The organism is Pedococcus sp. P2_E2 (assembly GCF_056403955.1).
On record NZ_JBFUEM010000002.1, the window covers coordinates 236268 to 257454 of the forward strand.

General features: G+C 67.3%; 22 protein-coding genes. 9 read left to right on the forward strand and 13 right to left on the reverse strand.

All coding sequences use genetic code 11. The features are described from left to right. Positions 1–77: 77 nt before the first annotated feature. From AC1DWR_RS06635 to AC1DWR_RS06645, 3 genes are all read right to left on the reverse strand, one after another. A complete protein-coding gene (locus AC1DWR_RS06635) occupies positions 78–983 on the reverse strand; it encodes a LysR family transcriptional regulator (RefSeq protein WP_477623999.1) in 906 nt (301 codons plus the stop codon). A gap of 127 nt (positions 984–1110) precedes the next feature. Continuing rightward, the gene (locus tag AC1DWR_RS06640; RefSeq protein WP_477624000.1) at positions 1111–1497 is read right to left on the reverse strand and encodes a C-glycoside deglycosidase beta subunit domain-containing protein; all 387 of its coding nucleotides are present in this window, start codon (positions 1495–1497) and stop codon (positions 1111–1113) included. Positions 1498–1515: 18 nt separating this feature from the next. Continuing rightward, on the reverse strand, positions 1516–2502 hold the full coding sequence (locus tag AC1DWR_RS06645) for a sugar phosphate isomerase/epimerase family protein (RefSeq protein WP_477624001.1): 987 nt from the start codon (positions 2500–2502) through the stop codon (positions 1516–1518). 266 nt (positions 2503–2768) lie between these two features. Between AC1DWR_RS06645 and AC1DWR_RS06650 the strand changes: the two genes are divergently transcribed. The 6 genes from AC1DWR_RS06650 (at position 2769) to AC1DWR_RS06675 (ending at position 8871) form a co-directional block, all read left to right on the forward strand. After that, positions 2769–3704 carry a carbohydrate ABC transporter permease gene (locus tag AC1DWR_RS06650; RefSeq protein WP_477624002.1) on the forward strand — a complete coding sequence of 312 codons (936 nt, stop codon included), beginning with the start codon at positions 2769–2771 and terminating at the stop codon, positions 3702–3704. Between the two features lie 9 nt (positions 3705–3713). Beyond that, positions 3714–4556, forward strand: a complete 843-nt coding sequence (locus AC1DWR_RS06655) for a carbohydrate ABC transporter permease (RefSeq protein WP_477624003.1) — start codon at positions 3714–3716, stop codon at positions 4554–4556. A gap of 128 nt (positions 4557–4684) precedes the next feature. Then, the gene (locus AC1DWR_RS06660; protein ID WP_477624004.1) at positions 4685–5815 is read left to right on the forward strand and encodes an FAD-dependent monooxygenase; all 1131 of its coding nucleotides are present in this window, start codon (positions 4685–4687) and stop codon (positions 5813–5815) included. Between the two features lie 90 nt (positions 5816–5905). Continuing rightward, positions 5906–7006 carry a fumarylacetoacetate hydrolase family protein gene (locus AC1DWR_RS06665; RefSeq protein ID WP_477624005.1) on the forward strand — a complete coding sequence of 367 codons (1101 nt, stop codon included), beginning with the start codon at positions 5906–5908 and terminating at the stop codon, positions 7004–7006. Beyond that, the gene (locus AC1DWR_RS06670) at positions 7003–7953 is read left to right on the forward strand and encodes a VOC family protein (RefSeq protein ID WP_477624006.1); all 951 of its coding nucleotides are present in this window, start codon (positions 7003–7005) and stop codon (positions 7951–7953) included. The genes AC1DWR_RS06665 and AC1DWR_RS06670 overlap by 4 nt, the downstream gene beginning before the upstream one ends. Before the next feature lie 3 nt (positions 7954–7956). After that, entirely contained in the window at positions 7957–8871 is a 915-nt protein-coding gene (locus AC1DWR_RS06675) for a fumarylacetoacetate hydrolase family protein (protein WP_477624007.1), read from the forward strand. 8 nt (positions 8872–8879) lie between these two features. Here the strand turns inward: AC1DWR_RS06675 and AC1DWR_RS06680 are convergent, their stop codons facing one another. The 4 genes from AC1DWR_RS06680 to AC1DWR_RS06695 form a co-directional block, all read right to left on the reverse strand. Continuing rightward, a complete protein-coding gene (locus tag AC1DWR_RS06680; protein WP_477624008.1) occupies positions 8880–9146 on the reverse strand; it encodes a hypothetical protein in 267 nt (88 codons plus the stop codon). Between the two features lie 151 nt (positions 9147–9297). Continuing rightward, positions 9298–10332, reverse strand: coding sequence for a restriction endonuclease subunit R (locus AC1DWR_RS06685; RefSeq protein ID WP_477624009.1), 1035 nt, complete (start codon positions 10330–10332; stop codon positions 9298–9300). Positions 10333–10340: 8 nt separating this feature from the next. Beyond that, positions 10341–10748, reverse strand: a complete 408-nt coding sequence (locus AC1DWR_RS06690) for a C-glycoside deglycosidase beta subunit domain-containing protein (RefSeq protein WP_477624010.1) — start codon at positions 10746–10748, stop codon at positions 10341–10343. 3 nt (positions 10749–10751) lie between these two features. Beyond that, positions 10752–11834, reverse strand: a complete 1083-nt coding sequence (locus tag AC1DWR_RS06695) for a sugar phosphate isomerase/epimerase family protein (protein WP_477624011.1) — start codon at positions 11832–11834, stop codon at positions 10752–10754. Between the two features lie 138 nt (positions 11835–11972). On the opposite strand from AC1DWR_RS06695, the gene AC1DWR_RS06700 reads away from it, so the two are divergent. Further along, entirely contained in the window at positions 11973–13142 is a 1170-nt protein-coding gene (locus AC1DWR_RS06700) for an alpha/beta hydrolase family protein (protein WP_477624012.1), read from the forward strand. A gap of 29 nt (positions 13143–13171) precedes the next feature. Here AC1DWR_RS06700 and AC1DWR_RS06705 read toward each other — a convergent pair whose 3' ends face one another. From AC1DWR_RS06705 to AC1DWR_RS06720, 4 genes are all read right to left on the reverse strand, one after another. After that, on the reverse strand, positions 13172–13903 hold the full coding sequence (locus AC1DWR_RS06705; RefSeq protein WP_477624013.1) for a sulfite exporter TauE/SafE family protein: 732 nt from the start codon (positions 13901–13903) through the stop codon (positions 13172–13174). Between the two features lie 369 nt (positions 13904–14272). Further along, positions 14273–14845 carry a DoxX family protein gene (locus AC1DWR_RS06710; RefSeq protein WP_477613607.1) on the reverse strand — a complete coding sequence of 191 codons (573 nt, stop codon included), beginning with the start codon at positions 14843–14845 and terminating at the stop codon, positions 14273–14275. 212 nt (positions 14846–15057) lie between these two features. Beyond that, on the reverse strand, positions 15058–16047 hold the full coding sequence (locus tag AC1DWR_RS06715; protein WP_477624014.1) for a universal stress protein: 990 nt from the start codon (positions 16045–16047) through the stop codon (positions 15058–15060). A gap of 153 nt (positions 16048–16200) precedes the next feature. Continuing rightward, a complete protein-coding gene (locus AC1DWR_RS06720) occupies positions 16201–16632 on the reverse strand; it encodes a hypothetical protein (RefSeq protein ID WP_477624015.1) in 432 nt (143 codons plus the stop codon). 215 nt (positions 16633–16847) lie between these two features. Here AC1DWR_RS06720 and AC1DWR_RS06725 point away from each other — a divergent pair, with 215 nt between their 5' ends. Together AC1DWR_RS06725 and AC1DWR_RS06730 are read left to right on the forward strand one after the other, a co-directional pair. Next, positions 16848–17702, forward strand: coding sequence for a universal stress protein (locus AC1DWR_RS06725; RefSeq protein WP_477624016.1), 855 nt, complete (start codon positions 16848–16850; stop codon positions 17700–17702). Positions 17703–17893: 191 nt separating this feature from the next. Further along, a complete protein-coding gene (locus AC1DWR_RS06730; RefSeq protein ID WP_477624017.1) occupies positions 17894–18556 on the forward strand; it encodes a hypothetical protein in 663 nt (220 codons plus the stop codon). 182 nt (positions 18557–18738) lie between these two features. Here the strand turns inward: AC1DWR_RS06730 and AC1DWR_RS06735 are convergent, their stop codons facing one another. Together AC1DWR_RS06735 and AC1DWR_RS06740 are read right to left on the reverse strand one after the other, a co-directional pair. After that, a complete protein-coding gene (locus tag AC1DWR_RS06735; RefSeq protein ID WP_477624018.1) occupies positions 18739–20025 on the reverse strand; it encodes a YncE family protein in 1287 nt (428 codons plus the stop codon). 47 nt (positions 20026–20072) lie between these two features. After that, a complete protein-coding gene (locus AC1DWR_RS06740; RefSeq protein ID WP_477624019.1) occupies positions 20073–20684 on the reverse strand; it encodes a polysaccharide deacetylase family protein in 612 nt (203 codons plus the stop codon). Between the last annotated feature and the right edge of the window lie 503 nt (positions 20685–21187).

Genomic DNA, 21187 nt, shown 5'->3' on the forward strand with positions numbered 1-21187 from the left:
CCTCGCAGCAACCAACCAAGCCGGTGGGACAGTGACCTGTCCCACCGGCTCGTTGTTGGTCAGGTGATCTCGGTTGTTCAGGTGATCTCGATGCCGGCAGTGATGAAGAGATCGCGGAACCACTTGTGCGCCGCGTCGTTGTCGTAGGTCGGGTGCCACCACATGGTCTCCACGAGCGGGTCCGCGGCGAAAGGTGGCGGCAGGACCCGTACCTCTCCCTTGCGCTCCAGGATCCGACCGAGTCGTTCCTGGACCACTGCGATCCGGTTGGTGCCGGCCACGAGACTGCCGAGAGTCAGGTAGTTCTCCGTCACCACCTCCACGTTCGGCTCGACGCCCTGCATCCTGAGCTGTTGGACCGACGTCGTGAAGGCGGTGCGCTGGTGAAAGGTGACCGCCCAGGGGCGGTTGGCCAGGTCGTCCATGGTCAGCTGCCTCGAAGCGGACTCGTCGTCTGCAGAGACGATGCAGACCCAGTCATCCTCATAGAGATCACGATGCGAGAGGCCCGTGAGGAATCCGTGTGGCATGACGATCAGGTCACGGGTCCGCATGGAGTCAGGCGCGGTGTCGACGATCTGAGGAGTGATCGAGTTGATGTGCAATCGAGAACCTGGGGAGGCCGCACGCAGCAAGCGGGAAACGGTCGGCGCCAAGGCCTCCGTGGCGTAGTCGGACATGACGACGGTGAACTCGCGTTCGGCCGTGGCCGGGTCGAACTCTCCTTCGTTCGCGAAGAGGCGACCGACGGCGCGCACTGCCGTGTGGGTCGGCTCGACCAACTGCTGAGCCAGTGGTGTCAGCTCGTAGACGTTGCCGTTACGGGTCAGCAGCTCGTCACGGAAGTGACGGCGCAGTTTTCCCAGGCTGGCGCTCATTGCCGGCTGGCTGAGACCCAGCCGGGCTGCTCCCCGGGTGACGCTCTGCTCTTCCAAGATGGCCTGCAGGGCCGGGAGCAGGTTGAGATCGACGTTGCGTGGCAAGGGTCAACACTCCAAGTCTGCTTGGCCGCAGTCGACGTTCACAACTCGCACGGTACAGGCAGCATCTGGCGCTGCGCACCGAACGCCGGCGACGACCCACGTCTGGTGCGGCAGGTGCCGCACCGGCTCAGTCCTGCAGCGTGAGGCGCTTGCGGTCGCGGCCCCCGCCGGGGACCGGCATGTACGAGATGCGCAGGCGGATTGCCACGTCGACGTCGTGAGCTCCGGACGCGAGAGGCCGGTCGAGCGGGAAGGCAACGGTGGCGCGCTCGCCCATCTCCCAGCGGTCGTCCAGGACTGCGCCCAGGTCGGAGAACGGGTAGGTCTGGCCGTGGACTGTGAAGGTGGTGACCTGGGGGTCGACTGCTTCTCCGTCAACGCTCACGTCCACCGCCTCGACCATCGACAGGCCCAGCCCGCGGTAGTAGGGGAGGCGGACCTCGACCTGCGCACCCGGCTGCGGCGTCTGGGTGGGGCGAAGGCTGTCCTCGCAGATGATGTACTTGTCGAACATGGTGCCTGCCTCCTCGTGTCAGTCGTTCTCGCCGAGCAGCTGCGCAAACATCGCGTGCTGCCGTCGAACCTGTTCGCGGCTGTCGACCTCGAAGGCATCCTGGATGTGGCGGTTGCCTTCGTACTCGCTGGACAGATAGCCGTCATAGGCGCCCTCGACAAGCACGGGGATGATCCGGTCGTAGGGGATGCTGTATTCGGTGGCGTCGTCGGTCATCTCGTAGAACTTCGCCTGGATGTGACCGATGAGCGGCATGTGCGGAAGCAGCTCCCGCGGGTCGCGGAAGATGAAGTGGGTGGCCTGCCTGGCCAGGCCCATCTCCACGGGACCGCCGCCCCGGTAGTGAACGATGTCCATCAACGCGTGGGTGTCGCCGTGGTCGTCGTAGAGGTCGACGATGTACTGGACGAGGTCGGGTCGCGCCCCGTCGCGCAGCGCGCGCTCAGAGACGACTCGGGGGAACCGCTCGACGAAGGTCCCCATGTCCGGCATCAGGCCGAGGGCCTGACCTCCTTCAGCATGCATCACCTCGAGGTGCTCGAGGATCCACGGGTGCTCATAGTGGAACGGCGCGTGAACCTCGAGCAGGAGCCGGACCCCGTGGTCCGCGGCGTACGAGGCCGCGTCGCGCATCACCTCCGGCGGGGTGTTGATGATCGCGCGGATGACTGGTGCTCCGAGGGCGACCGCGATGTCGACGTCCTGGCGCACCGAAGCGACCTGCTCATCGCGCGTGAGCCACTGACCGGGGACGCGCTTGGTGTCGAGGAACAGGTCGGTGGCGCTCGTCTCGACTCGGTAGCGTTCCAGCCAGCCATGCCACTGCTCCAGGAACTCCGGGCTGAGCTGCGGGTAACCGACAATCGACTGTTCCGGGATGATCTCGACGCCTGTTCCACCGACCGCGGCGACGTGAGCCACGCAGTCCTCGAGCGACATCTGCCTCAGGAAGAACTCCTCCTGGTAGCTGTACAGGCTGACGCCACGCTTGATCGTGGTGGGCATCGAGCTCCTCCTTGTTTCACCGGCTGCGAACGCCCCCGACTGTGCCGTCCCCGCGCGCTGGAGGGAAGGCCGGACGGCCGATCAACAGCATCAGTGCAGCGGATGCCGGTCCTCGCATCAGCCGCGGTGATGTGCTGGATCGCAGGTCTGGCCTTTCCGGAACGCAGTGGCTGGGTCACAGTGAATCGAGTCGCACCTTCATTCCCGCACGGCGGCGCCGGCAGATGCCGCGCCGAGCTGACGTTCCGTCGAGGAGTTCCGAGAGCATGACGATGTCCACCAGCACCCCTGCACGGACGGCGCCCAAGCCGTCCCGCAGGCAAACCCGTCAGAGGCAAGGCAACCAGGGCCTGACGTTCGGCCGCTGGTGGTGGGCCGCCCCCGGCGTGGGTCTGCTGATCGCGACGATCTACCTCACCACCCTCAGCGGGGCGTTCTTCGCGTTCACCGACTGGTCGGGCGTCGGGTCGTTCAACTTCATCGGTCTCGACAACTTCCGCGAGATCTTCCAGCGGACCGAGCTCCTCTCGTCGCTGGCCAACACGCTCATCTTCGCGTTCGGGTTCCTCGTCATCTCGAATGTGCTCGGTCTGGCCTTTGCGCTGGCCCTCAACCGCAACCTCAAGACCCGCTACCTCCTTCGAACCCTGCTCTTCATGCCGGTCGTCCTCGCGCCCATCTCGGTGTCGTACGTCTGGGGATTCATCTTTGCCTTCGACGGCCCACTCAACCAGCTGCTCGGGTCCATCGGCCTCACGTCGTTGCAGCACCAATGGCTCGCGGAGCCACTCCTTGCCAAAGGCTCGATCCTGACGGTGATGATCTGGCAGAACATCGGTTTCGTCATGGTCGTGTACCTGGCCGGTCTGGCAACGGTCCCGATCGAGATCGAGGAGGCGGCAGCGCTCGATGGTGCCACCCGTTGGCAGCGTCTACGGCACGTCGTGCTGCCGACGATCCGGCCGGCTGTCGGCATCGCGACGACCCTCACCCTGATCCAGGGCCTGCGTGTCTTCGACCAGGTCATGGCCCTCACGGGGGGTGGGCCTGCCGGGGCGACGGAGACCCTTGCCACGCAGGTCTACAAGCAGACGTTTGCCTTCGGGAAGTTCGGCTTCGGAGCAGCGCTTGCGCTCCTGCTAAGCCTGCTGATCCTCGTGTTCTCGGTTCTGCAGCAGTTCGCCACTCGTGAGAGGGCGTGAGCAGCAGCCATGTTCCGCTACACCAAACGCACCCTGGCGCTCGAGATTGTCGTCGTGCTGGCTGCCCTGGCCTTGTTGATGCCGTTCTGGATCCTGGTCACGACGTCCCTGAAGCCCGGGGAGGAGATCCTCACCTCGGCGGCGATCGCACCTCCCAAGTCTCCGACGCTGGAGAACTTCCAAACCCTGCTGTCGCCCTCGAGCAGCGCATCTGGCCAGATTCTCAAGGGACTGCTCAGCAGCCTGATCATCACTGCGGGCAGCATCGCCGGCCTGGTGGGACTGGGGTCGCTCACCGCCTACGTCCTCATCCGGAGTACGAGCCGCTGGAGCAGGAGGGCCTTCTACCTCTTCCTGGTGGCCATCGTCCTGCCGACCCAGCTCGGCGTGCTGCCCCTGTACGTCGGCGCGCAACAGGTCGGGCTCGTCGGCTCGCGGATCGGGATGATCCTCATCTACTGGGGGGTTCTCCTCCCGCTTGCAGTCTTCCTGTATGCCGGGTTCTTCCGTGAGCTACCCAGGGACTACGAGGAGTCCGCGATGCTCGATGGCGCGTCTCCCTTCCAAGTCTTCACGAAGGTCGTCTTCCCTCTGATGGGGCCGGCAACGGGGACGGTCGCGATCTTGGCGGGGCTGATCGTCTGGAACGACTTCTTCACGCCCTTGATCTTCCTCAACGGCTCCGACGCGCAAACCCTGCCGGTGGTCATGTACAACTTCGTCGGATCGCTGGTCTCCCAGTGGAACCTCATCTTCGCCGTGGTGCTCATCTCCATGGTTCCGATCCTGATCTTCTACGTGTTCGCCCAGAAGAAGTTCATCCAGGGCTTCAGCGGCGGCATCAAGAGCTGACCGACGCTCCCAGCGAGTGACGCTCGATCAGTGGGACGAATGACCCGCATCGCAACCATCCTCTTCCTGCATCTTCTGATCGGCCCGACGCTGGTCTGCGAACCGCCACTCTCACGAAGGAGAAGAACATGCCTGCCGTTTCCAACGTGCTGGTCATCGGAGCAGGCGCTGCCGGAACGGCCGTCTCGATCCTCCTGGCGGAGGGGGGCGTGTCGGTCGACCTGGTGGACGTCAAGCCCGACGTCAGCGCCCTCGGTTCCGGCATCACCCTCCAGGGCAACGCCCTTCGCGTGCTGCGCGAACTCGGTGTGTGGGACGAGGTCGGCGAGCACGGCTACGCGTTCGACACTCTGGGCCTCCGTGCACCGGATCCGAACGGCACCCTGGTCGCGGAGCTCGAGGACGTCCGCACGGGAGGAGCCGACCTTCCAGCCACCGTCGGAATGTACCGGCCCGAGCTCGCGAAGATCCTGGTCGACAGGGCGACCGACGTCGGAGTCAAGGTTCGCTTCGGCGTGACCTTCACCGAGCTGGTGGACGACGGAGCTGGCGTGAACGTCACGTTCTCGGACGGGTCAGCCGGAAGGTACGACGTCGTCGTGGGGGCCGACGGCGTCCGGTCGGCCACTCGCAAGGCACTCGGGATCGAGCTGGAGCCTCGAGGCACCGGGATGGGCATCTGGCGGGTCTTCGCTCCGCGACCCCCATCAGTGACGCGTACCGACCTCGTCTACGGAGGCCCGTGCTACATCGCCGGCTACTGCCCCACGGGTGAGGGAACGCTGTACGCCTACCTGGTAGAGGACTGGCAGGACCGCTCGGGTCTGACCCCAGAGGAGTCACTTGACGTGATGCGCGGGCTGTCCGAGGCCTACCACGGCCCCTGGGACGACATCCGCGCCGGGATGACCGATCCGTCTCGGGTCAACTACACGGCATTCGAGACGCATGTCCTGGCCGCTCCCTGGAACCGGGGCCGCGTCGTCCTCATCGGGGATGCAGTGCACACCTGCCCCCCCACGCTCGCCCAGGGCGCAGCCCAGGCGCTCGAGGACGCGGCCGTACTGGCCGAGCTGCTTCTGGCTTCTGATGCCGTCACGGAAGAGCTCTGGAACCAGTTCGTCGAGCGTCGACTGCCCCGAGCGAAAACCATCGTGGAGGCGTCACTGCAGCTTTCCCAGTGGCTCTTGAACCATGAGCGCGGTGATGTGCCTGGCCTGATGGCGCAGGTCGCTCACTTGCTCAGCAGCCCTGCTTGACGATGAAACACGAACAACCCCAACGACAAACAGCCTCCGTACCCGTCCGCACCGTGGTGGAACCGAGGCACGACATGAAGAGCCGAAGCCGTGAAACTTGCTGCGTTTAGGTATGTCGAGGACGCCGAGACGACTCGTCGCGTCGGGCTCGTCGTCGGCGACGGTCGACAGTGGTGGCTTCACCCGTTCCCCGAGGGGGTGGAACTCGTTCCCCTGTTGGCCGCCGACCTGGAGGAGCGCGAATCGGCTGCCGATGAGGCCGCCCAGGCTGACGGCTTGCGCCCTGACGAGGTCGTGCTGCTGCCCCCGGTCTACCCGACCGCGATGCGCGGCTTCCTGACCTTCGAGTCACACGTCGAGGGCATGCAGCTCGCCCTGGGAACACCTGGGGTCCCCGAAGAGTGGTATGCCGCCCCGGTGTTCCAGTTCATGGCCCCCCACTCAGTGGTGGGGCCATACGACGACGTCCCCTATCCACCCGGGACCGAGCTGCTCGACTTCGGCTTGTCGCTCGGCGCCATCGTGTGCCGCGACGTCCGTAACGAAACGCCCGAGAAGGCGCGAAGCGCAATCGGGGGCTACTGCGTGGTCAACGACTGGTCGGCTCGGGACGTCCAGCGGTCCGAGATGCGGGTGAACTTCGGCCCCAGCAAGGGAAAGGACTTCGCGACCACGGTCGGCCCCTGGGTGGTCACGGCGGACGAGCTCGAGCAGCACCTTGACGGCGAAGGGTTCCTGGACCTTGCCATGTCGGTCAGCGTCAACGGAAGGCGTGTCGGGGCGGACGTGTCCGGGCACATGAGCTGGACGTTCGAGCAGCTGGTCTCCCACGCGTCTCGTGCGTCCTGGGTCAAGAGGGGAGAGGTGCTGACGTCCGGCACGTGCTCCTCCGGATCCTTGGCCGAGGCCTGGGCCAGAGCAGGCCACATCGAACCGCCCGCATTGAGGATCGGCGACGTCGTCGAGATGACCATCGAGGGCATAGGCAGCATCCAGAACCGCATCGTTCGACGATACGGATCGGTTCCCCCCGTCCAAGGCGTACGGCGACGGGTCCCACGGGACCTCCGCGTACCGCGTCAGGCTGCCCGCGCAGCCGATCTGGCCGGCCTTGCGCAGGGGCCCAACCCACGCCGCCCCACCAGCGACACCCCCCGGCCCGCAACGATCGAGAAGGATCCCCAGCCATGAGCGGAAACGTCAACGAATTCGGCATCACCCACCTGCGCCACGTCGACCTCGCGGTGCCGGACTACGACACCCAGCGGGCGTTCTACCGCGACACCTGGGGCCTCAGCGAGGTCGGCACCGATGGGGACCTCTCATACCTGGCGGCGGAAGGCTCGCCCGAGCAGTACGTCGTGCGGCTTCGTCGTTCGACGGAGAAGCGCTTGGATCTGATGGCGTTCGGGGCAGAGTCCCGTGAGGCCGTTGACGCGCTCGCCGCGAAGCTCGGGTCCGCAGGCGTCCAGCTGGTGGGTGAGCCGGGCGAGCTGCAGACCGCCGGCTCCGGGTACGGGTTTCGCTTCTTCGATGGGGACGGCCGTACGGTCGAGATCTCGACCGACGTCGAGACGCGGCAGCACCGGGCGATCGAGGAAGGAGAGGCCATCCCCGTCCGCCTCTCCCACTTCGTCGTCAACAGCAATGACATCGAAGCCACAAAGACCTGGTACGAAACGCATCTCGGCTTCAAGCACAGCGACAGCCTGTCGAGTCCCCACATGGGCGAGATGATGCATTTCATGCGGTGCAACGACTGGCACCACTCGCTGGCGATCGCTCGCGGCCCCCACACCTCCGTCCACCATGTCTCCTTCGAGCTGCGTGGCCTGGACGAGTACATGCGTGGCACGGGCCGTGTCATGCGAGCTGGCATCAAGAAGGTCTGGGGTCCGGGTCGCCACCTCGCCGGGAACAACACGTTCTCCTACTTCCTGGATCCGAGTGGCAACACGATGGAGTACACCACCGAGCTCGAGAGACTGGAGACGGATGAGTGGCACCCCAGCGTCTACGACATCTCAGACCCCAAGAACCAGGACCAGTGGGGCACCGCTGACCCGATGAGCGAGCTGATCGCCCGGGAGTCGTTCAACGATCCTGACCACGGTGTCTTCGTCCCCCCGCCGGTCTGACGCGTGAAGCTGGCCAGCGTCCGGCTGCCGCACGGGCCGACCGTGGCGGCGGTCGTCGACGATGACATGGTGTTCCCGCTCCCCGACGGCCCATCCGTGGGTGCCCTCATTGCCGGAGGACTGGAGCCCGCGTTGGCGATCGGTGCCGAGGCGCGGCGCGGGGCCGGCGTGCGCCTCGACACGGTGACCCTGCAGCTCCCCTATCGGCCACCGAGCATCCGGGACTTCGTCACCTTCGAGGCCCACGTGGAGGGCGTTCGCAAGAGCGTCGACGGCGTGTCGGGGGTCCCGGACGCCTGGTACGACGCCCCGACGTTCTACTTCACGAACCCGCACGCTCTCTACGGCCCTGGTGCGGCCATCCCCAGGCCGAAGGACTGCAAGGCCCTGGACTTCGAGCTGGAGGTGGCGTGCGTCCTTGGCCGAGGCGGGACCGATCTCGACGAGTTGCAGGCGCACGACTCGATCTTCGGGTACACGATCATGAACGACTGGTCTGCGCGCGACATCCAGTCCCGCGAGATGAAGGTCGGTCTCGGGCCGGCCAAGGGCAAGGACTTCGCAACCTCCATCGGGCCGTGGGTCGTCACCGCCGATGAGGTCGACGAACTGCACACCCCGGCGGGGTTCCTGGACCTCGACTGCAAGGTCACGGTCAACGGCATACCGGTAGGGCACGACCGCCTGTCGAACATGAACTGGACCTTCGCCCAGATGGTCGCCTACGCCTCACGCGACTCGCTGGTCGTACCCGGCGACCTGCTGGCGTCCGGGACCACGGGTGGTGGCGGTTGCTTGGCGGAGCTGTGGGGTCGTCGCGGCCGCCAGGACCCGCCTCCGCTGGAGCCCGCCGATGAGGTTCGGATCGACGTCGAACGCCTTGGCGTCCTCGTGGGCAGCGTCGCCCAGCCAGCTTAGAGCGCCCTTCAGGAGACGTCGCGGAAGGTGCCCGGGTTTGTGCCGTCGCCCACCCGGAGTCGTCTGCGCAGATGGAACGGGAGGACCGCAGCCTTCCCCGGGCCCGCGCTCAGGTACGGCAGCAGGAGCTGCATCGACACCTCGACTTCGTACTCGTGCCCGGGCTGTACCTCCACCGGCCCGGTGATCACGAGTCGGTCCTGGAGGAACCACCACTGGTCCGAGCGTGGCAGGTCGACCAGGTCTCGGTCCTGTCCTCCGATGCGAACCTGCAAGTCCTCAACCCTCACGGGTTGCTCGGCGATCGTTACGGCGAGGTGCAACACACAGGACACCGGAAGAGACCTCATCCAGGGAAGGCCGACTCGCAGCGAGAACCCACTGGGGTCGACACCGAGTGCGTCCTCGCGAAGCTCCCAACCCATCTCAGACCCGCTCCGCCTGGGGTCGATGTCCCGTTGCCGCCGTGGGTAGGTCTAGGACGTCGGCGACGAGATCCAGGTGTTTCAGGGTCATCTCGGTTGCAGCTTCGGGTCCGTCCCACCAGTCGTGCCCACCCCACTCACTGCACAACGTGCCGGCGAACCCGTGCCGGTCCAGGGCGACGCCGAGCTCGGCAATGGGACGCGTCACCCTGCCGTCGGCGTCGTCCAGGTCCCAGAACTTCAGCTGGACGGCACCGACGTGGGGCAGGAATGGTTCGAGATCGCCGACCGTCCACGTCCCGAAGCGGAAGACCATGGTCATGTACAGCGCCATCGCGTGAGGCGGGACCTGTCCCGCGGCCAGGCAGTCCCGGACGGCGGCTGTGGTTTCTGGGCTTCCCCACTCCGTCGTGACCCGCTCGAGCAAGCCGGCGGGCAGGTCGGCCCGACCCAAGGCCTCCAGGTAGCTCACCGGTAGTCGAGGTGTGACCATGCTGGTGTCGAGGACGATGCCCAGTCGCGAGTCGTCCAGCGAATCGAGTGTCTCCATGGCGTCGTCGTACCCGGCCGTGCCGGGGCCCTGCGACCCTTGGATCTCCTGGTACAGCACCAGGTCCAGCTCGTGCAGGAGCGGGAGCAGCTCGACGAGAAGTGGGCGGCTCGGTTGGCCGAACGGCAGCCGCACGCCGAAAGCACCGAGCTGCTTCGCCGCGCGGAGCTGAGGAGTCAGGTATGCCGCCCGCTCGGGTTCGGTGCGGCGCTCCGTGGGCGTCAGCCAGTCGTCGAGACCGAGTCCCACGATGCTGACACGAGCGCCTGCGGCTTCCACAGAGTGCCGCATCTGGCCCACCTCGTGCGGATCCATCGAGGGGAACGACCGGAAGCACTGGCCCGCCTCGATCTCGAGGACCGGGCAGACCTGAGTTTCCACAGTCCCCGCGACGATGTCCAACGGCGACTCGAAGGCGCGGAGGATGTCACGCGTCCAGTTGAACGAGCTGGCAGCGAGGACCCACTCGCCCGCGCGATGTGGCACGGAAGTCCTCAGGCCGCTGACGTGAGAGCTGCCGGATCGATCGTCTTCTCGACCACGACCCTGTTGGGGACGTAGCGACCGGGCGCGATCTGCATGTAGAGGAGTCGCAGCTCAAGGGTGAGCTCGAGGGAGAAGGGCTGGGTCCTCGGCTCCCAGGGAATCACCACATCGACACGGTCCTGCAGGAACCAGAGGGTCTCCGACTGCTCCGGGAGCTCGTCGACCCGGTAGGCCCTGTCGAGGAGGACGAACCGAAGGTCCTCACGCGGGACGTCCTGGCCGTCGACGCGGACAGCGACGTCTTTGACGGCCGAGAGCCACAGGGAGCGGTACCAGGGCAGCTGTACCGAGATGGCGAGGCCGTCGGGGTGCAGCCTGACGTCGTTGGGCTGGAAGAGGGTGTTGTGAGTGGCCACGGGTCACCTCGGCGTTTCGTTGGCGTTGCGGTCGGCGACGGCTTGTTCGATGGACCGCCGGATCAGGTGGTGCTGCTTCTTGACCAGGTCGATGGGGTCCGACTCGCCGAGGTCGGCGAAGGCGTGACCCTCCCACTCGCTCGAGAGGTAGCCCTTGAAGTCACCGTCCACGAACTGCTTGATGATTCGCGGGAGGTCCATCGCCGGCTCGTTGCCGTGCTCGTCGATGTCGAAGAACTTCGTGTGCACGTGGAAGATGATCGGCATGATGTCCTGCCACTCTTCCGGTGGGACCAAGCCGTGCATGTTGAACGCGAGGCGCGAGAACGGGCCCAGGCTCTTGGGGTCGACACCCTGCGACCGCAGGTACTCCTCGAAGGCCTCGTTGCGCTCGTGCATCGGCAGCGGCGCCCGCCAGAACTCCTGCATGGCCTGGAGGTGCTCATCCTCGAGGCCCATCGTGCGCAGGGTCCTGAACAGGGTGGGGGAGAGGCTGTGCATGGTGGAGCTGAAGTCGGCGGTGAACCCGAGCCTGTCCGAGCCGAGTTCCTCGTAGGTCTCCCGGATGGCGAGGATCTTGGGGTCGTTGGGGCCTGCCGGCGCGTGGAGCTCGTACCCCAGTCGCTGGTCGTACTTCTCCGCAAGGGGGAGCAGCCGCCGCAGGAGCTCTCGACCTGCGTTTCGGATGACCACCCGGTTGAAACCGAGGCGATGGGCGGTCTTGAGCTGGATCGACAGGAAGTCGTACTCCTCGTCCGGCGTCATGTCGCGGTCGGCCCGACGTCCCATGTCGAGGTTGGTACCCATCGCGCTGGGTTCCAGCTCGAGCCGCTCCATCGTGGAGTGCCAGAGCGTGACGAACTCCTCGTCGACATCCGGGTATGTGCGCAGCATCTGCGCCGCGTTGAACTCGACGCCGGGTCCGAGGCCTTGCCGCGAGACCTCCTCGAGCAGGGATTCGAACGTGTACTGACCAGCGGCCCACTCAGAGGTCAGTGAGTAGAGCGTGATGCCAAGCGAAATGCCCGTGCCGGCCACGTCGGAGTTGCTGATGGCTGACTTGGAGGAGGTCAGGGTCTCGGTCATGTCCACAGCCAAGCCGAGGTTCGCTTGGTCGGGAACCACGAGTCACCGATGCCGGGCATCAGCAATGCAGGGTTTTCGCAAGCGTGTGGCACCGGCAGAGTCGGGGTAAGACTCCTACCGACCTAGACGAGGACACCCGTGTTCGAGTACTTCCCTGGCAACTACATCTGGAACCTCGGCGTCGTCGCCACGCTCAACTCGGGCGGGATGATCGACGAGGTGGACCGCGCCTGCCGCCCGATCCGCGACCTGGCCGACAAGGGTGCGGACGTCGGGACACAGCAGTTCATGGCGTCGTGGCGCGCAGTGGCTGACCAGCTCGAGTCCCAAGCCAAGGCGGCAGAGGCAGCCGGGCACGAGCGCACAGCAGGGCAGAAGTACTTCCGCTCGGCTGCCTATCTCTGCCAGGCCGAGCGGATGCTGTCGAACTCGTCCCCCGACCGCATCCCCACCTACAAGCACCTCCTCGAGGTGATGGAGCGCTCCTTCGAGCTGGTCGACCCCGCCACCACCCGAGTGGAGGTGCCGTTCGAGGGGACCACCCTGCCGGCATACTTCACGAACGCCAGCACGGACGGTTCACCGGTGCCCACCGTGATCATGTGGAACGGGCTGGACTCGACCAAGGAGCACATGTACTGCTCCGGGTGGCCTAGCGAGATGGCTGCACGAGGTATCTCGGTACTCCAGGTCGACTGCCCGGGATCTGGGGAGGCGCTGCGCCTCCAAGGCCTCACGGCCCGCATCGAGACCGAGGGTTGGGCGTCGGCGTGCGTCGACTACCTGGAGACCCGCGCCGACGTACGCTCTGACCGCATCGGACTCGTCGGCTGGTCCTTGGGGGGCTACTACGTCCCGCGGGCGGCAGCGTTCGAGCACCGTCTGGCCTTCGCCGTGGCCTGGGGGGCGAACCACAACTGGGGTGGCGTGCAGAAGCGTCGACTGGAGCGAGAGGGCGAGAACCCCGTGCCCCACTACTGGGAGCACGTGCTGTGGGTTTGGGGACACTCGGACATCCCCACGTTCATCGACTACGCAGAAGGAGTCACCCTCGAGGGTGTGGTCGAACAGATTCGCTGCCACCTGTTGATCACCCACGGGGAGAACGACCGACAGATCCCTGCTGAGCTCGCCTACCGCTCCTACGAGCAGGCCACCAATGCTTCGTCGCGCACGCTGCGCGTCTTCACACCGGACGAGGGTGCGACCGAGCACATCGGGCTGGACCACCTCCCGCACGTCGGCGCCTACACCGCCGACTGGATCGAGGATGTCCTCACCAGGCTCGACTCCGCACCATCCACCTGACGGGTGAGCGACCGGACTCTCGTCTCGGCCTAGGCAACGATCAAGACAGTCGCCGAGACCAGGGTTGCCACCAGGACCGCCCTGTCGAAGTGGGCTTGGCTCAGGCGCCGGGCAGTCCGAAGTCCAACCCAGGTGCCCAGCAACACCGCCGGAGCAAGGACGAGGGATCGCACCAGGGTTGCCCCCGAAAACAGGCCAAGACCGGCGCTGAACGGCACCTTGCACACGTTGATCACGAGGAAGAACACCGCGTTGGTCCCCAGGAAGCGTCGCTTGTCGACTCCTCTCGCCACCAGGTAGAGGGTCATGACCGCCCCTGCCGCATTCGCCGTCATGGTGGTGAAGCCCGCAGCCAGGCCGGTCGACAGGCTGGCCCACCTGGACGACGCGTGTGTCGCGAACTCTCGTTCCGCGCGATGGATCACCAGCTGCAGCAAGCCGAGGACAAAGAGCATCACTCCGATGCCGTGACGAAGGACGGCGTCGTCCACAGCGCTGAGGAACAGGGACCCGAGCACCAGTCCCGGCAAGACGGCGGGGATCAGTGTCCGCAGGAGCCGCAGGTCGGCAGCATGGCGGTAGTGCCACACGGCCACGCAGTCACCGACGAGCAGCAGCAGGAGCAGGGCTGCAGTCGACTCCCGCGTCGGGAGCGAGAAGGCGAACAACGCGACGGCGATCGTGGCCACGCCACCGATGGACGTCTTGGCGAACCCGACCAACAGGGCTGCCACGACCATGAGCGTCCAGCTCAATGCCACCGCTCACTCCCGCAGAGTCGATTTCGACGCGTGCGGCGCTGCCCCTCCGGCGACGCCCCGAGGTGCGCCGGGACAGGGTGGCGACATGACATCTCTGGAACTTACAGACGCGCGCGATCCGGTATGCGCGAGTCCGGCCCAGGAGACGCGGACCCGCCATGACTCACGCCGGCCGGCGTCGATGATCAGTGGGCAAATGCAGGTGCCGAAGGCCGTGACGGTCGGACCCCCACGCCGATGACCTGCGCGGAGACGGGTGTCCGACCGCATCAGCAGGGCCCGCATCGCTGCTGTACTTCCGAGCTGTACGAGGAACGACCGCGCACCTCCGGAGCTGCGGGCTCAGGAGGTGCGCGGGGAGGGGTGCGTTCAGCGCAGGAAGGCGTAGCGGCGCACGATCGGCAGCTGCTCCCACTGCTGGCCGAACCCGAGCGCCTTGCCGGCGCCGAGCAACATGAGCGCCACGAGGGTCATGGCGTAGATGAGGTGGTCATCCATGAAGAGGTTGTTCTCGGGGGGCAGGACCGCGGTCCACATCAGGACCAGGAGCAGGGCTCCGGCGAAGGCGGCGAACCGCATGGCCACGCCAGCCATGAGGGCCACACCGATGCCGAGCAGGCCGAGCATGAACAGCCAGTCTGCCCACGCTGCGCCGGCGATGCCGTGGTAGAAGTCGGCGAACGGTCCGGTCGCCGCATTCTTCAGGAAGCCCATGGTCGGGTGTCCGCCGTTGATCCAAGCACCCTTGGTGGGCGTCCCGTGGCCGAGTCCGAAGACCTTGTCCAGGAAGGCCCAGAGGAAGACCCAGCCGAGGCTGAGGCGGATGGCGCCCAGGACGTAGGGCAGGACTTGCGAGCTGACCGTCGTGTCGGCGTTGGCCACCAGCGGTTGGCTCGTGGTGCCGCGCTCCTGATCGGTCTGCGATCGGCTGATGGTGCTCATGGTGGCTCTCCCAACTGGGGCCGCTCGCCGCTGACTGCGGTGTGCTGACAGCTCCACTCTGCGACCATCGGAAGCCGCGCAGCAGGGTCGTAGGTCCCGACATCCGGGTGCCACGGGTCCTTCGTCGGGTGATCGCCTTGGGCGTGGAAGACCAAAGCCGCAGCTGCCGGTGGGCTTCTCCGGCGGGAGCTGTTGGTTTGATCAGGGCCGGCTCAGACGCGTTCTCGCACGGGAGGCACAGGCAGGTGCAGGCCGTGGCGTTCGCGGCCCCCGCCTTGGCGCTCGTTGGTGTGGCTGTCCTCAGGGGTCTCCGCGTGGACCACCGCGACCGGGCAGCGCGCTGCGCGCAGGGCCGCCTGCGACACGGACCCCTTGAGCCACCCCGACACCGTGCCGCGTCCGCGGGTGCCGACCACGAGCAGTGCGGCGTTCTCGCTCAGCCGTCCGAGTTCGGCGGCGGGGTGACCCTGGGCGACGTGGCGTCTCACATCGACGTCGGGGTACTGCTCGCCAAACCCGGCCAGGGCTTCGGCGGCAACGGAACGCTCCTGCTCCTCGAGCTGTGCCCCGTCGACCGACCACGTCAAGGAGGCCGAAGCTCCCTCAACCCCGTCGACCAGCCAGGTGTGCACGGCGGTGAGCCCGACACCGCGAGAGGAGGCCTGAGCGAAGGCAAAGGCCAAGGCCGCCTGTGACGTCTCGGACCCGTCCACGCCAACCACCACCCGCGCGTCGGTGATGGTGTGGGAGGCGGCTTCCTGCACGACGATGACAGGAGCGTGGGCATGGGCGCAGACATGAGTTGAGACCGAGCCGAACAGGATGCCTTTGACTGCACCAAGTCCGCGGGCCCCTACGACGACCATCTCGGCGTCGCTGGAGGCCTCGACCAGGATCATGCCGGGAAGTCCGAGGCGGATGATCGTTTGGACTGCCAGACCCGGATGAGCAGTCCGGGCTCGGTCGGCGCCCGCGGCTACCGCCCGCTCGGCGACGTTCTTGAAGGTCTCGTCCAGGCCGGTGATCGCCGTACCGCCCGGTGCTCCGGCGCGCATAGCGGGGTAGGGCGGCGGTGAGTAGGCGTGCACGACCACGAGGGGAGCTGCGCGTCGTGCGGCTTCAGCGGCGGCCCAATCCAGGGCAAGGTCACTCGTGCCGGACAGGTCGACTCCGACGATGATGGGGCGGGAGATGGGATTCATGGTGCACTCCTGATTCTGGGGGCGTTGACCTTCAACCTGCCCTGACGGCCGATGCGGGCACAGGGCCATACGTCCCCGTGCCGCGGCCTGTTCGCAGGTGATGCTGTGTGGATACTGCACACGTTCGGCACCCCACGGGCCTGCCGATGCTCGTCAGCGACGATCGTGACCGTCCGCCCCGACGCCTTCCCCAGGCCCAGTGGCTCCCCTTGAATCGTTGGGCTCCATCAGCTCGGCAACGACCGTCACCTGGTCCCGGTAGCGCACCACGTGCGCGAACGCGGCGTGGTCGACGCCCGCCAGCCGCAGCCGTAGAGGATGGGGGGTCTCGAAGTTGCGCCACCAGGTCTTGTGCTCGGCCATGCCCACGGTGATGCGGACGGTCTGCCCCTCGGTGCCGTAGATCGCGACGAGCCGGTGGTGCCGACCAGTGCGGCGCCCCCTGTACTCAAGGACGGCCAGCCGACGCCCAATGCGTGCCCCTGCTCTGCTGTTGAGCAGCGGGATCAGGAACCGGTTGGCGAGACCGTTCGTCAGGGCCGCGGCGTTGGCTGCGGTCAACGTTCGTGTTCGGACCGGTGTCATGGGTCAAGGGTCCGGCGTGCTCGGCGGCATCGGCAGAGGCGAACGTCCTTCAAGCCGAGCGGATCCCGCCGTCGAGCTGCTTCGAAGAGGATCAGCCCGGCTCCGGCGAGCACGGACAGCTCCGGGACCAAAAGCCCTGTGCCATTGAGAGCGGAAGCAGAAGGGTGGCTTGAACGCACCACAAGGCGCGCGACCAGACAGGTCAGGACACAAACATGAACATGCCCGTGGCACAGAGAGCAGTCGTTGTGGGGCTCGACGGCTCCGAGCAGTCGCTGAGTGCCCTCGACTGGGCGATCGAAACCGCTCAGCTCGAAAGGCGTGGCCTGCACCTGGTTCACGCGCATGGGCGCCGTCGGGGCTCGCATGAGGCCGGGGCGGCCATCATCGAGGGGGCCACGCAGAGAGCCGCTGTCACGGCCCCAGGCCTGCGGGTGCGCGTGGCGGACATCGCCGGGACTGGCGCGTCCGCGCTGATTTCCGCCTCCAGGCTGGCTGCATTGGTGTGCGTCGGAGCCCACGGGACAGGAGGGCTGGTGCCCGCCGCCCTGCTCGGATCCACCGCACGCGCCGTGGCCGCGTCGGCCCGCTGCCCGGTTGTCGTCGTCCCTCGCTCGGACCCGGGAGGCGAATACCCCCGGCGCATCGTGGTCGGGGTCGACGAGTCCTGGGGTTGCCATGACGCAATCGGGTTCGCGTTCGAGCAAGCAGACCTTCGTCGCGTGCGACTGACAGCTGTGCACGCATGGCACCCCTCGGACCGAATCGGACTCGCTGGCAACATCGCGCCCGCTGACAAGTGGCGCACCCTGATCGGCAACGAAGAGGCGGCCACGGCTGAGTCCCTGGCCGGCTGGACGGAGAAGTACCCCGACGTCGAAGTCAACCGGGTGTCAATCCGCAAGCCTTCCGCCACAGCCATTCTTGCGGTGGCCCGTGACGCCGCGCTCATCGTGCTCGGCTCTCGCCATCCCAGGCCGCGCCCGGATCTCGCCGGCTCACCGACCATCCGCAAGGTGCTCCGTGAGGCCGGATGTCCGGTCGTGGTCGTCCCACAGTGCTCGACGTGACCAGCAGTCGAGGGGGCCGAAACAGCAGCAGCGTCATACCCGGCGTGTCTTCTGGGTATTCCAGTGAGGCGCCCCCTCGCCGAAGGCTTGCGGGCGGGCGCGGGATCCCGTTTCCGACAGTCGCAGCACACCCACCAGGCTCCGCGCATCGGCTGCTCGGGCGGTGGGTTCGGTGGACTGTCACAGGGGAGATGGCCGGCTTCGTCGCGCCCGCCGTACTCGGCGTGGTCAGCGCCGAATGGGCGCCCCGAGCGGCCCTCCCGACGATGGTGGCGGCTGGAGCTGTGGAAGGTCTGCTGCTCGGCGCTGCCCAAGCGCACGCGTTGGCCCCCTGCGTTCCGAGGTTGCGCACAGTGCGGTTCGCCCTCCTGACCGCCGCCGCGGCTGCACTCGCCTACATGCTCGGCATGTTGCCGTCCGCAATGGGGGCTCGGCTGACGGAGGCGCCACGCGTGCCGGTCGTGCTGGTCGGCACGGTCGCCGCGCTCGTCCTGCTTGCCTCCATCGGCACCGCCCAATGGCTGGAGCTGCGGCGACACGTCGGCAGAGCTTGGACGTGGATCGCGACCACGGCGGTTGCTTGGCTCGCGGGTCTCGTTGCCTTCCTACTCATCGCCACGCCCTTGTGGCACCCAGGCCAGCGACCTGCTGTGGTGGTCCTCGTCGGATTAGTCGCGGCGGGAGCGATGGCGACCGCTGTCGCACTCGTCACGGGTCTGGCCCTGCAACGCCTTCTCGGGCGCCGACATGTCACTCCCCGACCAAGGCTCGGCACCCCATCCCTGTCAAGCCCGACCCCGCGAAGCACTTCTGAAGCGCCCCAGGCTGATGCCGCTTCCTTCTGGGCGCACTGACGCGGAGGAGTGCCGCGTGCGCTGATCAACACGTCGGATCGCCTGGGTGTGCCCGAAAGGCCCCGACCGGCGTCTACTATCCGCGGGGAAATTGCGGCGAAGTCCGCCGCCTTCCCGCGACTTCGCGGGCGGGGGCGGCATACGCAGGACTGTAGATCCATCGCGAAAAGCCGGGTCAACGGTCAACGCATGTTGCCGGTGTGGCCCAGGCTGAACAAGCCGGGCTGCGGCCAGACGCACAGGCCGTGTGGTCCTGAGTCGACGGCGATCGTGTGCAGGAGCCTGCCCGTGCTGGTGTCGAATACGTAGACCACGGCGTCGTAGCGCCCTGCGAGCCACAGCTGCGACCCGTCGGCCGTCACCCCGCCCATGTCCGGCGACCCGCCCCCGGGAATCCTCCACACGGCCGCGGTCGCGAGCGTGACGGCGTCGAGGACCGCGATCGTGCCCGCGTCGCGGTTGGAGACGTAGACCTGCTTGCCGTCGCGCGAAGGGTACAAGCCGTGCGCGCCCAGCCCGGTGTGGATGAACCGCGCGACCTTGAGGGTGCGGGCATCGACCACCCACACGCCGTTGCGCAGCATGTCAGCAACGAGGAAGTGCTGGCCGTCAGGGGCGAGCCGGACGTCCTGGGGCATTGAGCTGGCACCGGGGCGCAACCCGTTCTTGGGGCTGCCCGGCATCGCCATCGCCTCGCCAGGTGACGTGGCTCCGGGCGTCTTCACGGTGTTGAGGTCGATGACCTGCCGGACCCTGGTCGCCGCCTTGTCGATGACGACGAGCTTGCCGCTGAACTCGCAGCTCGCCACGAGGAACGACAAGTCGGCCGAGTAGTCGGCGTGATTGATGCCGGCGCACGGCACCGCGAGCGAGCGTTGGAGCCTCATGGTGTGGGCGTCGCGGACGTCGATGCGGTGCAGCCGTTCTGCCATGACGAGCGCGTGCTTCCCGTCCGGGGTGAAGTACAGGTTGTAGGGGTCCGCGACGTGCACCGGTCGGCCCGCCGTCCCCGTCACCGGACTGACCGGGGTCAGGCTGTTGCCCTGGTCCGCGTTGACCCACAACGTCTTCAGGTCCCACGACGGCACCACGTGTTGCGGCTCCCGCGGCGTGCGGAACCGTCCGACGACCCGGTACGTGCGGGGGTCGATCAGCTGCACGGTGTTGCTCAACGTGTTCGGAACGTAGACCATCGGCCGCGCAGCGAGGGCCGCTGGACCGAGCGCCCCGGCGCCGGCCGCGGCATACACATTGGGTAGAGCTGCGGCAGGGGGCGTCCCGCCGTTGGCATCGACCGGGGCGGTTGCCCTGGGGGCCGCGCCTGTGGCGCGAGACGACGAGACGGTGGCCCCCACGAGGGACGACGAGGTATGCCGCGTGGCTGGGCGGGAGGCGCAGGCCGCCACCCCTGTGACGATGACCAGCGCCAGGGTCAGGGCGCTGCTGATCAGGGTGATTCGGTGGGCCATGGATCGGAGGGCCCGAGGTCGGGGTCCCACCGCAGGCTCGGCTCGCATCATGCGTCCCGCAGCAGGGTCGACAGGGTGACGGCGTGAAGGCCCTTGGTGCGCAAGCCGGTCAGGATGGCGGGAAGCGCGTCCACCGTGCCGCGGTGGCCGAAGTGCAGGCTCACGATCGAGCCCGGGCGCACGGACCTGAGCGTGCGGTCCCGAACGGCTGTGGCGCCGGGGTCTCGAAAGTCCTCGGGGTCCACGTCGTAGGAGACGCAGCGGTGGTAGCCGGCTGCGGCTGCGGCAGCGCGGATGGTGGCGGTGCTGTGCTGGGTTCCGGACGGGCGGAACCACCAGCCGGCGGTGCCCACGGCTGCCTCCAAGGCCTGGGCTCCGCGCACGGCCTCAGCCACAGCCTGCGCCCGGGTCAGCTGCTTCATCTGCTGGTGGCTCCAGGTGTGGTTGCCGAGCTCGTGCCCGGCCGCCACGATCTCGGCGCCGAGGTGCGGGTTCTGGTCCAGCCAGGTGCCAACGGCGAACACCGTCACGGCGGCATCGGCACGGGCGCATGCGCTGAGGATCTCGCGGGCCATCCCGACGGGACCCTGGCCGTGGAAGGTGAGGGCCACCTGGCGGGCGGTGGTGGGTCCGTGGGTGATGTCAGGCCCGGATGTCATGGCCAGGCGCGGCGGTCCATCGGGGTGAGTAGCCGAACCGGCGGTCGGGGAGGTGTGTCCCGCAGCGCGGGAGGGCGATCCGCTCGACGGCGGCTGCTGGCTCGGGCCCTGCGCGTCCCGGCTCGGCACCCTGGCGGAGGGCGGGCTGGTACCTGGCGCAAGGCTGCAGCCTGCGAGCGCGACACCCGAGATTCCCGTCAGGCCCGCCGACAGGATGGCACGTCGGGTGAGGACAGGCACGCGGTCACGCGCCACCTCGAGGTCTGGGCGCGGTTCCACAGACCACGACGCTACGTCTGCGGCCTTAGAGGATCCTGAGGAGTCACAGAGGCCGCAGCGGTGCCCCCACTCGCGCGAGAGGGGGCACCGCTTCGGTCGACGTCGTCGGACTTCCCCTTGAAAGCGGGACGTCGCCCGGATGGCCTAGGACCTGAGCCACGCTGTTGGACCCGGACGGTGGCCATCGACCGTGACCTGCGGGTCCGGGCAGGCGACATTCAATG

What these genes read in the sequence shown, in the direction of transcription:
- AC1DWR_RS06730 (WP_477624017.1), top strand. Translation starts at nt 17,894, where the DNA reads ATGGCCGGCTTCGTCGCGCCCGCCGTACTCGGCGTGGTCAGCGCCGAA.
- AC1DWR_RS06640 (WP_477624000.1), bottom strand. Translation starts at nt 1,497, where the DNA reads ATGTTCGACAAGTACATCATCTGCGAGGACAGCCTTCGCCCCACCCAG.
- AC1DWR_RS06710 (WP_477613607.1), bottom strand. Translation starts at nt 14,845, where the DNA reads ATGAGCACCATCAGCCGATCGCAGACCGATCAGGAGCGCGGCACCACG.
- AC1DWR_RS06660 (WP_477624004.1), top strand. Translation starts at nt 4,685, where the DNA reads ATGCCTGCCGTTTCCAACGTGCTGGTCATCGGAGCAGGCGCTGCCGGA.
- AC1DWR_RS06695 (WP_477624011.1), bottom strand. Translation starts at nt 11,834, where the DNA reads ATGACCGAGACCCTGACCTCCTCCAAGTCAGCCATCAGCAACTCCGAC.
- AC1DWR_RS06670 (WP_477624006.1), top strand. Translation starts at nt 7,003, where the DNA reads ATGAGCGGAAACGTCAACGAATTCGGCATCACCCACCTGCGCCACGTC.
- AC1DWR_RS06735 (WP_477624018.1), bottom strand. Translation starts at nt 20,025, where the DNA reads ATGGCCCACCGAATCACCCTGATCAGCAGCGCCCTGACCCTGGCGCTG.
- AC1DWR_RS06645 (WP_477624001.1), bottom strand. Translation starts at nt 2,502, where the DNA reads ATGCCCACCACGATCAAGCGTGGCGTCAGCCTGTACAGCTACCAGGAG.
- AC1DWR_RS06655 (WP_477624003.1), top strand. Translation starts at nt 3,714, where the DNA reads ATGTTCCGCTACACCAAACGCACCCTGGCGCTCGAGATTGTCGTCGTG.
- AC1DWR_RS06650 (WP_477624002.1), top strand. Translation starts at nt 2,769, where the DNA reads ATGACGATGTCCACCAGCACCCCTGCACGGACGGCGCCCAAGCCGTCC.
- AC1DWR_RS06720 (WP_477624015.1), bottom strand. Translation starts at nt 16,632, where the DNA reads ATGACACCGGTCCGAACACGAACGTTGACCGCAGCCAACGCCGCGGCC.
- AC1DWR_RS06715 (WP_477624014.1), bottom strand. Translation starts at nt 16,047, where the DNA reads ATGAATCCCATCTCCCGCCCCATCATCGTCGGAGTCGACCTGTCCGGC.
- AC1DWR_RS06740 (WP_477624019.1), bottom strand. Translation starts at nt 20,684, where the DNA reads ATGACATCCGGGCCTGACATCACCCACGGACCCACCACCGCCCGCCAG.
- AC1DWR_RS06725 (WP_477624016.1), top strand. Translation starts at nt 16,848, where the DNA reads ATGAACATGCCCGTGGCACAGAGAGCAGTCGTTGTGGGGCTCGACGGC.